We start from the raw sequence: 13,241 nt of genomic DNA, 5'->3' as shown, positions 1-13,241 counted from the left end.
CCCCGGCCCCCGCGCCTCAATCGCCGGCGGGGCTGAAAAGATCGGGGCTCTGCCCCGGACCCCGCTGCTCAATCGCCGCAGGGGCTTAAATTGCGCACCCACCGCCTCGGGCACGCAAGGTGCCGCGCCTCTTTGGGGCCTGAGGGGCCGCTGCCGCCCGCCTTGGGCAATCTGCCGCCTGGGGCGGCAGGGTGGGCAAGGCGGCACCCCGGGGCGGGCCGCGCATTACGAAGGCATCGACCACGCCACCCGGATCGGCTAGCAACCGGCGCGTATACCCGGTTCCATCCACCCCGCGGACCACGCTCTCCCCATGACGTCAGCACGCCTCATCGCGATCGCCGCCCTCACCGTGGGTGCCACCCTCGTTCCGCCCGCGCAGGCCGCGCCGACCGTGGCGGGGTGTGGGGGGCCCGGTTGGAGCCTCGCCACTCGTACCGCCGAGCCCACGAGTCCGTACCACGCCTACGCGGGCAACGGGTATCTCGGTGTGCGGGTTCCGCCCGTCGGGGCGGGCTACGCGCGGACCGGGGAGGACGACGCCAAGACCGGGTGGCCGCTCTATACGCCCCCGTACGATGGCGCGTTCGTCTCCGGGCTCTACGGGCGCGGGCCCAAGAGCACCGCCCACCGCGAGGCCGTCGCCGCCCTCCCCAACTGGACCGCCCTCGACGTCCACGCGCGCGGCGAGACGTACGGCCCGGGCAGCCGCACCACCGGCTACCGGCAGACGCTCGACATGCGCTGCGGCGTCGTCCGTACCGAGGTCACGTGGGTGCACAAGGACGGGAAGCGCACCGACCTGACGTACGAAGTGCTCGCCGACCGGGCGAATCCGCACGTCGGCGCCGTGCGGCTGCGCGTCACACCCCATTGGTCGGGGAAAGTGGCCGTCACCGACCGGATCGACGAGCGTGGCGCGCGGCGCGTCCACGGCACCGGCAGCGGCCCCGCAGGGAAGCGCACCGCCGCCGTCGACTTCCGCACCGACGGCTCCCGGACCCCCGGCACCGTCGCCACCACCCTCCGCTCCCCCGGCCGCACCCACACCGCCCGCCCCGCCGAGAACTCCCTCGGCACCAGCCAGTCCGCGGACTTCCACGCCACCGACGGCTCCACGTACGACGTCACGAAGTACGTGGGCGTCGACACCGCGTTGACGTCGAGCAACCCACGGTCCGATGCCGTACGCGCCTCGAAGCGCGCCGCGGCCGCCGGCTGGGACGCGCTCGTCCTGCGGCACAACGCCGCCTGGCGGAAGCTGTGGGCCGCCGACATCGAGACCCCGGGCCGCCCCGAGCTCCAGGCACAGTTGCGCGCCGCCCAGTACGGGCTGCTCTCCTCGCTGCGCCCCGGCGCCCGCAACAGCATCGGTCCAACCGGCCTGAGCAGCGACAACTACGCGGGCATGGTCTTCTGGGACGCCGAGACGTGGATGTACCCCTCGCTGCTCGCCACCCGCCCCGAGCTGGCGAAGCCGGTGCTCGAGTACCGGTACCGGACGCGCGACGCCGCCGCCGACAACGCGCTCAAGACCTCGCAAAAGGGGCTCATGTACCCCTGGACCAGCGCGAGTTCGGGGTCGTTGTGGAAGGAGTGCCAGAGCTGGAACCCTCCGCACTGCGTCACCCAGAACCACCTCCAGGGCGACATCGCGCTCGCCGCCTGGCAGTACTACCAGGCGACCGGCGACCGCACCTGGCTGCGCGAGCGCGGCTGGCCACTCCTCAAGGGGCTTGCCACGTACTGGAGTTCACGGGTGACTCCCAATGAGAAGGACGGGTCCTACTCCATCAAGGATGTTGCCGGGCCCGACGAGTACAGCAACGGGGTCGACGACGGCGTGTACACGAACGCCGTCGCCGCCACCTCCCTGCGGGACGCCACGAAGGCCGCCGCGCTGCTCGGCGAGCGTGCCCCCGCCGACTGGAAGCGGATCGCCGACCGGCTCCGGATTCCGTACGACAGCAAGCGCAAGGTCTTTCTCCAGTACGACGGTTACGACATCGACAAGGGCGCCGACATCAAGCAGGCGGACGCCGTGCTGCTGCTGTATCCGCTGGACTGGAAGCCGATGCCGAAGGGCGCCGCGGCGGCCACCCTCGACTACTACGCCGCCCACACCGACCGCGACGGCCCCGCGATGACGGACTCGGTGCACGCCGTCGCCGCAGCCGGGATCGGTGAGCCGGGTTGCTCGACGTACACGTTCCTGGAGCGGGCCTCGCGGCCGTTCTTCCGGGGCCCGTTCGGTACGTTCTCGGAGTCGCGGGGCGAGAAGGCGGGTGCGGGGGACGCGCTCGCGGGCACGCCGGCGCAGGACTTCCTGACCGGGAAGGGCGGCTTTCTTCAGGTGTTCACGCACGGTCTGACCGGGATGCGACTCCAGGACGGTGACGCCGCGCGGCTCGATCCCATGCTGCCGCCGCAGCTCTCAACCGGCGTGAACGTCAAGGGACTTCAGTGGCGCGGGCGGACGTACGACGTCGAGATCGGCGCCAGGACCACCACGGTCCGGCTCAAGGGCGGCGCGCCGTTCGCCGTCGACACTCCGGACGGGCGCAGGATCGTGACCGGCGCGGGCCTCACCCTGCCGACGCGCCGACCCGACCTCACCCCGACCACCGACCTGGCCCGCTGCAAGTCCGCGAAGGCGACGTCGGAGGACCCGGGCCAGTACGCGGGCGCCGCCGTCGACGGCAACCCGTCGACGACCTGGCACCCGGCCGCACCGGGCGCCTCGCTCACCGTGGATCTCGGCGGCGTGCGCCCGGTGGACCGGGTGCGGGTGACCGGGGCGAAGGCGTACCGGCTGGAGACCTCGGTGGACGGCACGCGATGGACGCCGTTCGCGGAAGAGGCCGGGGCGAGCGCGCGTTACGTGCGGCTCACCGAGACCGGTGAATCGGCGGAGCCCGTCGGCGAGTTGACGGTTTCCTGAGGCCGGGAACGTACGACGAGTTGGGCACCGGTCGTGACGGCGAGGTTGACGGCCAGCGCGATCAGGCCGGTGTCCACGGTGCCGACGTCGACGGAGCCGAACGTCAGCCAGGCAAGCACCGCGACGCCGGTCAGGATGCCGATGAGCGCGGGCACGGCCCCGAGCCTGACCTTCTTCGCCAACCCCATCACGATCGCCGGGGCGAGCTGGGTCAGACCGCCGTACGTGAGCAGCAGCAGGTCGGAGAGGAGGCCGGGGCGGGTGAGGCCGAGGACGAGGGCGAGGCCCGCCGCGGCCACCACGCACAGGTGGTTGGTGCGCAGCTGGGTGCGTTCATTGCGGACGCTCAGCAGGTTGCGCGAGAGCAGGCTGGAGATGCCGACGACGATGGCCGCCGACGGCACCATCGCGGCGGAGGCCGCGGCGACCGCCACCAGGCCGACGAGCCAGCCCGGCAGGGTCTGTCCGGCGAGGGTGAGCGCGACGCCGTTCGGCTCGGTGCCCTTCTTCGCGAGCAGGACTCCGGCGAAGCCGATGATGATCGGGATGCCGAGGGCCACTTGGTAGAGCGGCAGCCAGATCGCGTTGGAGCGCAGTACGCGGCCGCTGCGGGCGGCGAGCACCGGCGGCCACAGGTGGGCCATGGTGCCGAGTCCGCCGCCGATGCCGGAGATGATGACGGCGGTGACGAAGAACGTGCCGTCGTAGCCCTCCTGGTCGAGCGTGAGCAGCTGCGGGTGACTGTCTCGGATCGTGTCGAAGAGGCCGCTGATGCCGCCGTTGACCGACAGGGCGACGCCCGCGACGAGCACCACGAGCCCGATGATCATCAGCGCGTCCTTGAGGTAGGCGACCCGCGCGATGCCGCGGATGCCCGACCACAGGACGAAGACGACGGTCAGGACGGTGGCGAGGACCATGCTCAGGTTGCCGCCGGTGTGGCTGCCGGTCGCCAGCTGCACGATCATGCCGAGCCCGGTGATCTGCAGTTGCAGATACGGCAGCAGGAACACGGCGCCGACGACGGCGACGACCTTGCCGAGCAGCGGGCTGCGGTAGCGGTCGACGAAGAAGTCGGCCTGCGTCAAGTACCCGCCCCGCTGCCCGAGTTGGCGCATCCGGGGTGCGGTGAAGTACTGGAGGACGAAGTTGATGGCGAGGTAGCAGACCGCGAAGGACGCGGCGACGCCGCCGCCGAAGGCGATGCCGGCGAGGCCCAGGAAGCTGAAGGTGGTGAAGGCCTCCCCCGCCTGCAGGAACCAGGTGGTGAAGGTGGAGAAGCCCCGCTTGGCGACCGTCCACTCGCCCAGCTCCTTGCTGGGGGCGCGGCGGCCGGTGACGCCGACCGCCGCGATGGCGACGATGCCGAGGACCGTGATGACCATGGTGCTGTTCACGCGGCGGCCTCCTGGTTCTCTTCCTCGTCCTCGGGCCGGCCGGCGAACACCAGCCGGTCGACGGCGGCGAGCGCCACGGTGGTGCCGACCGTCCAGAGCAGGCACCAGGCCAGCACGGACGGGATGCCGAACCACAGGTGGGGCCCGTTGACGAACGGCAGGAACGGAGTGCTGAGAAAGGCCAGAACGGGCACGGCGGCCCACAACATGTGCGGAGATCTCATCGGGGCTCCAGCGGAGGGGAGTTGAGCGTCAGGACGCTCTGTGAGTCGCTATGAGAGGTGGGGCGCGCGGCGTCCGTGGCCGGTGGCCGCCTCGTAGGCGGCGCCGATCTCGAGGACGTCGCGTTCGGCGCGCGGCGGGCCCACGATCTGCAGGCCGACCGGAAGTCCCGCATCCGTGAAGCCGGCCGGGACGGAGAGGGCGGGTGCGCCCAGGACGGTGAGCAGATACGCGGAGCGCATCCAGTCGAGGTAGCTGTGCTGCGGCTGCCCGTCGATGACGGTCGGGTACTCCATGTCGACGTCGAACGGCAGGACCTGGCTGACCGGGGCGATCAGCACGTCGTAGCGCTCGAAGAACCCGGCGGCCGCGAGGTGGATGCGGGTGTGCTCGGTGCGGGCGCGGGCGAGGTCGGCCGAGGTGAGCCTGATGCCCTCCTCGATGTTCCAGATCAGGCTGGGCTTGAGCTGCTCGCGGGAGGACTCCAGGAGCGGGCCGAGCCCGGTGCGGAAGGCCTGCGCCCGCAGGGTGCGGAAGACGTCCTCGGCGCCGTCCAGGTCCGGGCAGTCCTCGACGACGTGCGCGCCGGCCGCCTCGAACACCTTGACCTGCTTGGCGACGAGCTCGCGGACCTCGGGGACGACGTGGACGCGGCCGCCGAGGTCGGGGGCGTACGCGACCCGCAGCCCCTTCAGGTCGCGCTCCAGCGGGGCGCGGAAGACGGATCCGGGGGTCTCCAGGGACTGCGGGCAGCGGGGGTCCGGGCCCGCCATCGCCGAGAGGAGGAGGGCGACGTCGGCGACGGTGCGGCCCATGGGGCCTGCGACGCCGAGCGTCTCCCACAGGTCGTTCGTGGGCAGTGAGGGCACGCGCCCCGGCGTGGTGCGCAGGCCCACGACGTTGCAGAACGAGGCCGGGTTGCGCAGCGAGCCGCCCATGTCGCTGCCGTCGGCGATCGGGGTGAGCCGGGCGGCGAGCGCGGCGGCGGCGCCACCACTGCTGCCGCCGGCCGAGCGCGACCGGTCGTACGGGTTCCGGGTCGCGCCGAAGACCGGGTTGAAGGTGTGCGAACCGGCCGCGAACTCGGGGACGTTGGTCTTCCCGATGCGGATCGCGCCGGCCGACTGGACGCGCTCGACGAGGAGTTCGTCCTCGTCGGGCACGTGCTCGGCGAAGAGCGGCGAGCCGTGCGTGGTGCGCATGCCGCGGGTGAGGTGGGTGTCCTTGAAGGCGATGGGCAGCCCGTGCAGCGGCCCCAACTCGGCTCCGGACGCCGCCAGTTCGTCCGCCTGTCCGGCCGCCGCCAGGGCGCCTTCCACGTCGAGCGTGACGATGGCGTTGAGCGCCGGGTTCACGCGCTCGATGCGGTCGAGGTGGGCGGAGACGAGCTCGCGCGCCGACAGTTCGCGGCGGCGGACGAGTCCGGCGAGCTCGACGGCGTCGAGCCCACAGAGGGAGTCGGAATCGGTGGGGCGTACGGGCATGACCGTCCTCGGGCAGGAGGCGACTGTGTGCGCCCTCACACTGCGGCGAGCTGACCTTTTAAGTCAATGGCTTGTACTGGATGAACTTTTCGGACGTCAGATTTACGGAACTGGCATTTACGGTCACATCGTTGAAACCTCGTCCTGCGAGGCTCGAAGCGTGGACACGGTGGACACGCCGCTGCGCTTCCAGGCCTCGACCACGAGGTGGGACTGCACGGACTCGGCCCTGCGCACCCACGCCGCTTCCGTCAGGAAGGTGTGCAGCGCCTCCTTCGACGGCTGCGTCACGTCGACGAGCAGCTGGTGCTCCCCCATGACCACGGCCGCGTACCGCACCAGCGGCGACTCGACGAGCAGCCGGCCCACCTCCTCGACCTCGCCGGGCCGGGTCCTGATCCACAGCAGCGCCTGCACGGGCAGTCCGAGCAGCGCGGGCTCCACGACCGCGCGGATGCTGACGAGCCCGGCGCGGCTCAGCGCGTCGACCCGGCGCCTGGCCGTGGCCACCGAGACCCCGGCGACGGCGGCGAGTTCGTCGTTGGTGCAGCGCCCGTCCGCGGCGAGGGCGCGCAGGATGGCCTCCTCGTCGGGCGCGAGCTCGACGTCGTCGAGGCCCACCCGGTCGTCCGGCCGCTCGCCGCCACCGAGCGCCTCGACCTCGGCTTCGTCGAGGATGCCCGGCGACCACTCGTGCACGGTGCGGAAGTAGCGCAGCACGGGCGAGACCTGCTGCTGCACGAGCCCCGGAAGGGCGGGCACCTCGTCCAGCATCAGCCGACCCAACTGGCCTGGCGGGCACTGCAGTTCCGCCACGCAGTCGGCGACGCCCGCGAGTACGTACGAGAAGACGACGTCGGGCCGCCGGGCCGTGGCGAGGGCAGCCTCCCGCACGGATCCCAGCCGGCAGTTCATCCGCAGGATCACGGTCTCGCCCCGCACGACGAGCCCGCGCACCGCGACGTCCCCGCTCTCCACGAGCCGGTGCCCGCGCCGCGCCACCTTCCGCTCCGGCTCCCCCAGCACATCGGCGATCCGCCGCCAGGAGGCCCGGCCGTCGATCTGCAGGGCGGCGACGATACGGCGGTCGAGCCCGTCGAGAGGGGCGGGCGGCGTGGGATTCGGCTGGGTCGTCACGCGTCGAGCGTAGGCGCTGGCCGATGGAGACACACGGTCCCGCATCTGAAAAACAGATCACTCACCCCGGAAACATCTGTTGGACAGGGTTGAGGGGGCGGCGAAGGATGTGCCGTGCGGTGCCGCGGAACCAGCGATGGACCAACTACCGCTCAAGTGGAGGCTTCAATGCCCAATGAAGAAACGGACGTTGTCGTCGTAGGTGCAGGTCAGGCCGGTATCGCGATGAGCGAGCACCTGGGGAACCTGGGCATCGCGCACATCGTCCTGGAGCGGGACCGGATCGCCGAGCGATGGCGCACCCAGCGCTGGGACTCGCTCGTCGCGAACGGGCCCGCCTGGCACGACCGGTTCCCGAACCTGGAGTTCCCCGACGTCGGCCCCGACGCCTTCGCGACGAAGGAGCAGGTCGCGGAGTACTTCGAGCGCTACGCCGAGAAGATCGACGCCCCCGTGCGGTGCGGCGTCGAGGTGTCCAAGGTGCGCAAGCACGAGGGGCGCCCCGGCTTCCGGGTCGAGACGTCCGAGGGCACCATCGACGCGGGGTTCGTGGTGGCCGCGACCGGGCCCTTCCAGCGGCCCGTGATCCCGCCCATCGTGCCGGAGGGCGCGGTCGGCACGCAGATCCACTCCAGCGAGTACCGCAACCCGGAGCAACTGCCCGAGGGCGCGGTGCTGGTGGTCGGTGCGGGTTCCTCGGGCGTGCAGATCGCCGACGAACTGCGCCGCTCGGGCCGCGAGGTCTTCCTGTCCGTGGGGCCGCACGACCGGCCGCCGCGGCAGTACCGCGGGCGTGACTTCTGCTGGTGGCTCGGGGTGCTCGGCCTGTGGGACCTGACGACGCCGCCGCAGGGCGCCGCCCACGTGACCATCGCGGTCAGCGGGGCGCGCGGCGGCCACTCCGTGGACTTCCGCGAGCTGGCCGGCACCGGCATCGAACTCCTCGGCATGACCTCCGCGTACGAGGACGGGCTGCTGAGCTTCGCGCCCGACCTCGCCGAGAACATCGCGCTCGGCGACGAGAAGTACCTGGAGCTGCTGCGGGCGGCCGACGCGTACACCGAGCGCAACGGGCTCGACCTCCCCGAGGAGCCCGGGGCCCACGTCCTCGGCCCCGACCCGGAGTGCGTGACGAACCCGCGCCTCGCGCTCGACCTGGCCGCTGCCGGTGTCACGTCGATCGTCTGGGCCACGGGCTTCGCCGCCGACTACAGCTGGCTCGACGTCGACGCGTACGACGAGAACGGCCGCCCCGACCAGCGCCGCGGGGTCTCCACCGAGCCCGGCGTCTACTTCCTGGGCCTGCCCTGGCTGTCCCGGCGCGGGTCCAGCTTCATCTGGGGTGTCTGGCACGACGCCAAGTACGTCGCCGACCACATCACGACCCGGCGCGGATACCTCTCGTACCCCGAACCGCAGCACCAGGACTGAGGAGCAGAGCACCATGGCCAACGCCCCGATCGTGGCCGGCGGGCACACCCGGATCCGGCCGTTCAACACCCGCGACACCTACCCCGAGCAGAACCTCGACAACGACCTCTGCCAGGCCGTCGTCGCCGGAGACACGGTGTACGTCCGCGGCCAGATCGGCCAGGACCTCGACACCAGTGAGAACGTCGGCGTCGGTGACGCGGAGGCGCAGGCCGAGCGGGCCATGGCGAACATCAAGATGCTGCTCGAGGAGTCGGGCAGCCGGATGGAACACCTGGTCAAGCTGACGATCTACCTGATCGACCCGCGCTACCGGGAGGCCGTGTACCGCACGGTCGGCCGCTGGACCAAGGGCGTCCACCCCATCTCCACCGGCATCGTCGTCTCGGCGCTGGCGCGCCCGGAGTGGCTGTGCGAGATCGACGCCGTCGCGGTGATCCCCAAGGACGCGCAGGACTCGAAGGAGGCGCGGGCATGACGTTCTCCCTTGTCGTACGCGACGGTGAGCGGTTCGGCATCGCGGGCAGCTCGTCGAGCCCCGCGGTCGCCGCCCGCATCGCCCATCTGCGGCCCGGCGTCGGCGCGGCGAGCTCGCAGAACATCACCGACCCGACGCTCGGCACGAGCCTGCTCGACGCCCTCGCCGAACACGGTGACGCGGAGCGCGCCCTGGCCGAGGTCACGGGCGACCCGCGCAACGAAAAGACCATCGCCTACCGGCAGTTGACCGCCCTCGGGCGCACAGGACCCGGCTTCGCGTACAGCGGCCCGCACACCCTCGGCACGTATGCGAGCGCCACCGCCGACGGCGCCGTCGCGGCGGGGAACATGCTCTCCGGCAAGCACATCCCCGGCGTGCTCCTGGAGGCGTATCAGGAAGCCACCGGCGAGCTGGAGGAGCGGCTGATCGCCGCTATGAAGGCCGCCGTCGCGGCGGGCGGCGAGGAAGGCCCGGTGCACTCGGCGGGTCTGGCGGTCGTCGCCGACGTCGGCTGGCGGGTCACCGACCTGCGCATCGACTGGGCGGACGACCCGATCGACCGGCTCGGCGAACTCCTCGACGTCTGGCTGCCACAGCGCGACGACTACGTGACGCGCGGCCTCGACCCGGCGAGCTCACCCTCGTACGGCGTTCCGGGGGACGAACGATGAGTGCCCTCAAGGACGCCGCCCGCAAGGAGGTCGACCGGCACGCCGGTCAACTGATCGCCCTGTCCGAGCAGTTGCACGCCGACCCGGAGACCGCCTGGGACGAGCACCGGGCGGCCGCCGCCGTGCCGGAGCTGCTCGACCGGGCCGGATTCGACGTCACGTCGAAGTATCTGGGCCTGGACACCGCGTTCCACGCCTCGTTCGGCAGCGGGCCGCGGCGGATCGCGCTGTGCGCCGAGTACGACGCGCTGCCCGGCCTCGGCCACGCGTGCGGGCACAACCTGATCGCGGCCTCCTCCATCGGCGCCGCCCTGGGCCTCGCCGCCGTAGCCGACGACCTGGGGTTCACCGTGGAGGTCTACGGCACCCCGGCCGAGGAGGGCGGCGGCGGCAAGATCGAGCTGCTCGACCGGGGCGCCTTCGCCGGGGTCGACCTCGCGATGATGGCGCACCCGGCGCCGGTCGACGTCGCCGAGGCGCAGCCGTTCGCGGTCAGCCACTCCAAGGTCGCGTACACCGGGAAGTCGGCGCACGCCGCCGCCTACCCGGAGGCCGGGGTCAACGCGGCCGACGCCTTCACCGTGGCCCAGGTCGCCATCGGCCTGCTGCGCCAGCAACTCCCGTCCTCCACGCGGGTGCACGGCGTCGTGACACACGCCGGGGACGCCCCGAACGCGATCCCGGAGCGCGCCTCGGGCCGCTGGTACGTGCGCGCCGAAACCCTCGCCGAACTCGCCGAGTTGGAGCCGCGCGTCATGCGGGCCTTCGAGGCGGGCGCCCTCGCGACGGGCTGCGAGCTGGAGATCGAACCGGAGAGCAAGCCGTACGCGGAGTTCCGCGCGGACGAGACCGCGCTCGCGCACTACCGCGCCAACGCCCTCGCCCTCGGGCGGGAGTTCGCGCCGCCGGGACAGGCCGCGCGCATGAACCGCGCCTCCACCGACATGGGCAACGTGTCGCAGGTGGTGCCCGCCATCCACCCCTACATCGGCATCGGCTCCCTGCCCGCCACCAACCACCAGCACGAGTTCGCCGCGTACTGCGTGGGCTCCGCCGCCGAGCGGGCGCTGCTCGACGCGGCGGTCGCGCTGGCGTGGACGGGCGTGGACCGCGCCGGACCATCCGAGGAGGCGACGACATGACCGTGACCGAGCAGTCCGGAACCGACGTGCCCACCGATGTCGCGACGCTGCGCAGAAGCGTCGCGGCCGGGGCCGTCGGCGTCTTCGTGCACTGGTTCGACTGGGCGGCGTACGCGTATCTCGCGGGCACCGTCGCGACCGTGTTCTTCCCCGCCGACGACAGCACGACCGGGCTGCTCGCCGTGTTCGGCGTCTTCGCGGTCTCGTTCGGCGTCCGGCCGATCGGCGCCCTCGTCTTCGGGCCGCTCGGCGACAAGATCGGCCGCAAGCGGACGCTGTCCCTGGTCATCTTCATGATGTCCGGCGCGACCCTGGCGATCGGGCTGCTCCCCGGCTACGACTCGATCGGCATCGCGGCGCCGATCCTCCTGGTGGTGCTCCGGCTGGTCCAGGGGTTCGCGGCGGGCGGCGAGTTCGGCAGCGCGGCCAGCTTCCTCGCCGAGAGCGCGCCGCGCCGCCGCCGCGGTTTCGGCGTGAGCTGGCTGGAGGTCGGCTCGCTGCTCGGCTTCCTGGCCGGCTCGTTCGTCTTCCTGCTGCTGTCCTCGGGGCTCGACGAGGCGCAGCTCACCTCCTGGGGCTGGCGGATCCCGTTCCTGATCGCGGCGCCGCTCGGCGTCATCGGCGTGATCATCCGCAACAAGATCGAGGACACCCCGGAGTACCGGGCGCTCGAAGCGAACGACACGGTCCCGCGCAGCCCCGCCCGCGAGCTGCTGCGCACCCACAAGCGCCAACTGCTCCAGGCGGCGGGCCTGATGGCGGCCATGCACGTGCCGTTCTACGCGGTCCTCACCTACCTGGTCACGTACGAGACCGACCACCTCGGCCACTCCGCCGACAGCGCGGCCCTGCTGTCCACCGTGATCTCGCTGCTCGGCCTCGTGCTCGTGCCGCTGTTCGGCGCGCTGTCCGACCGGGTGGGGCGCAAGCCGGTGTTCATCGGGGCGACGGCGGCCCTCCTGGTCGTCTCCACCCCGGCGTTCTGGCTGATGCGGACCGGGATGGCCGGGACCTGGATCGGCGGGCTCGCGCTCGGCGCGATCCTGGCGGCGATCCTCGGCACGTACGCGGTGTGGTCGGCGGAGGTCTTCCCCACGCGCACCCGGCAGAGCGGCCTGTCCATCTCGTACAACGTGACGGCGGCGCTGTTCGCGGGCACCGTGCCGTACCTGATGACGCTGCTCATCTCGGCGACCGGGAGCACGCTGGTGCCGGGCCCGTACCTGATGGTGTTCGCCGTGGGCGGCCTGGTCGCGGCGCTGTCCCTGAAGGAGACGGCGGGCTCCGCGCTGCTGCACCCCGAGGACGTACGGGAGTCGGCCTCCGTACAGGAGTCGACCTCCGTACAGGAGGAGAGCGCGGCTTAGAGTCGGGCGCACGCACCCGGTTCATCTGGCACGAGGTCTCGCATGACGTCTCCGTTGGGTTTCACGCTCGTTCAGCTGCGCTACTTCCTGGTCGCGGCCGAACGCGGCTCGATGACGGAGGCGTCCGCGGAGCTGCACATCGCGCAGTCCGCCGTGTCCGCCGCCATCCACAACCTGGAGCGCGACCTCCAGGTGCAGCTGTTCATCCGCCGCAGGGGCCGGGGCCTGACCCTGACCCCCGCCGGGGAGCGGCTGCGGGCGCAGGGCCGTGACCTCCTCGCCCGCGCGCGCGAGGTCGAGCGGGAGGCGCGCGGGGACGGCGCGGAGCTGTCGGGGCCCGTGACCGTCGGCTGTTTCGTGACGCTCGCGCCGTACTATCTGCCGCGCCTGTTCAGCGAGTGCACGCGCCGCCACCCGGGCATCGAGATCGACGTGGTGGAGGCGGAGGCCGACGAGCTCGTCGAGGCCCTGACGACGGGCCGCATCGACTTCGCCCTCACGTACGACCTGGGCCTGTCGACCGAGCCGGAGCTGCGCAGCGAGACGATCGCCCGCGCCCCGGCCTACGTCATCGTCGCGGCCGACCACCCCCTCGCCGGCCGGGGCAGCGTCTCCCTCGCCGACCTGTCCGCCGAGCCGCTCGTCCTCCTCGACCTCCCGCACAGCCGCGACTACTTCCGCTCCCTCGTCGCCGCCACCGGCACCGCCCCCGACGTCCGCTACCGCACCCGCAGCTACGAGACCGTGCGCTCCATGGTGGCCCGGGGCCTCGGCTACTCCGTGCTCAACCAGCGCCCCGCGACCGGCCTGACCTACGGCGGGGGCGAGATCGCGGAACTCGAACTCCGGGACGCCGGGCGCCCGTTGGAGGTCAGGATCGCCTCGCTCGGCGGCATGACGCAGAGCGCGCGGGCACGCGCGGTGATGGACGTACTGCGGGACAGCGCCGACGCCACGTGAGGCGTCGA

11 protein-coding genes are annotated in these 13,241 nt (G+C 72.1%); 7 read left to right on the top strand and 4 right to left on the bottom strand.

Annotated features, from left to right (window positions below):
• Window positions 1–313 precede the first annotated feature (313 nt).
• Window positions 314–2,941: a discoidin domain-containing protein gene (locus tag ACYSUO_RS12665; protein WP_461776165.1), complete on the top strand. Its 2,628-nt coding sequence runs from the start codon at window positions 314–316 to the stop codon at window positions 2,939–2,941.
• On the opposite strand, the gene ACYSUO_RS12660 is transcribed toward ACYSUO_RS12665, so the two are convergent.
• The 4 genes from ACYSUO_RS12660 to ACYSUO_RS12645 all read right to left on the bottom strand — a co-directional run bounded on the left by ACYSUO_RS12660 (window position 2,878) and on the right by ACYSUO_RS12645 (window position 7,181).
• Window positions 2,878–4,338 carry a sodium:solute symporter family protein gene (locus ACYSUO_RS12660; protein ID WP_461776164.1) on the bottom strand — a complete coding sequence of 487 codons (1,461 nt, stop codon included), beginning with the start codon at window positions 4,336–4,338 and terminating at the stop codon, window positions 2,878–2,880. The genes ACYSUO_RS12665 and ACYSUO_RS12660 overlap by 64 nt on opposite strands.
• Window positions 4,335–4,562 carry a hypothetical protein gene (locus tag ACYSUO_RS12655; RefSeq protein ID WP_461776163.1) on the bottom strand — a complete coding sequence of 76 codons (228 nt, stop codon included), beginning with the start codon at window positions 4,560–4,562 and terminating at the stop codon, window positions 4,335–4,337. Before ACYSUO_RS12655 ends, ACYSUO_RS12660 begins: the two co-directional genes overlap by 4 nt.
• Before the next feature lie 48 nt (window positions 4,563–4,610).
• Complete coding sequence (locus tag ACYSUO_RS12650; protein ID WP_461776162.1) at window positions 4,611–6,044, bottom strand: amidase; 1,434 nt, start codon at window positions 6,042–6,044, stop codon at window positions 4,611–4,613.
• 123 nt (window positions 6,045–6,167) lie between these two features.
• Complete coding sequence (locus ACYSUO_RS12645) at window positions 6,168–7,181, bottom strand: Lrp/AsnC family transcriptional regulator (protein WP_461776161.1); 1,014 nt, start codon at window positions 7,179–7,181, stop codon at window positions 6,168–6,170.
• 168 nt (window positions 7,182–7,349) lie between these two features.
• Between ACYSUO_RS12645 and ACYSUO_RS12640 the strand changes: the two genes are divergently transcribed.
• Genes ACYSUO_RS12640 through ACYSUO_RS12615 form a run of 6 tightly spaced genes read left to right on the top strand, consistent with a single transcriptional unit; the run spans window position 7,350 to window position 13,233 of the window.
• Window positions 7,350–8,612, top strand: coding sequence for a flavin-containing monooxygenase (locus ACYSUO_RS12640; RefSeq protein WP_461776160.1), 1,263 nt, complete (start codon window positions 7,350–7,352; stop codon window positions 8,610–8,612).
• 13 nt (window positions 8,613–8,625) lie between these two features.
• Entirely contained in the window at window positions 8,626–9,090 is a 465-nt protein-coding gene (locus tag ACYSUO_RS12635; protein ID WP_461776159.1) for a RidA family protein, read from the top strand.
• Entirely contained in the window at window positions 9,087–9,764 is a 678-nt protein-coding gene (locus tag ACYSUO_RS12630; protein ID WP_461776158.1) for a DUF1028 domain-containing protein, read from the top strand. Before ACYSUO_RS12635 ends, ACYSUO_RS12630 begins: the two co-directional genes overlap by 4 nt.
• Window positions 9,761–10,906, top strand: coding sequence for a M20 family metallopeptidase (locus tag ACYSUO_RS12625; RefSeq protein WP_461776157.1), 1,146 nt, complete (start codon window positions 9,761–9,763; stop codon window positions 10,904–10,906). The genes ACYSUO_RS12630 and ACYSUO_RS12625 overlap by 4 nt, the downstream gene beginning before the upstream one ends.
• Complete coding sequence (locus tag ACYSUO_RS12620) at window positions 10,903–12,273, top strand: MFS transporter (protein ID WP_461776156.1); 1,371 nt, start codon at window positions 10,903–10,905, stop codon at window positions 12,271–12,273. Before ACYSUO_RS12625 ends, ACYSUO_RS12620 begins: the two co-directional genes overlap by 4 nt.
• 42 nt (window positions 12,274–12,315) lie before the next feature.
• Window positions 12,316–13,233, top strand: coding sequence for a LysR substrate-binding domain-containing protein (locus ACYSUO_RS12615; RefSeq protein WP_461776155.1), 918 nt, complete (start codon window positions 12,316–12,318; stop codon window positions 13,231–13,233).
• The last annotated feature ends 8 nt before the right edge of the window (window positions 13,234–13,241 follow it).

The organism is Streptomyces sp. UC4497 (assembly GCF_054871485.1).
Note: the sequence above shows the minus strand (reverse complement) of the source record. Positions and strands in the feature narration are given on the sequence as shown.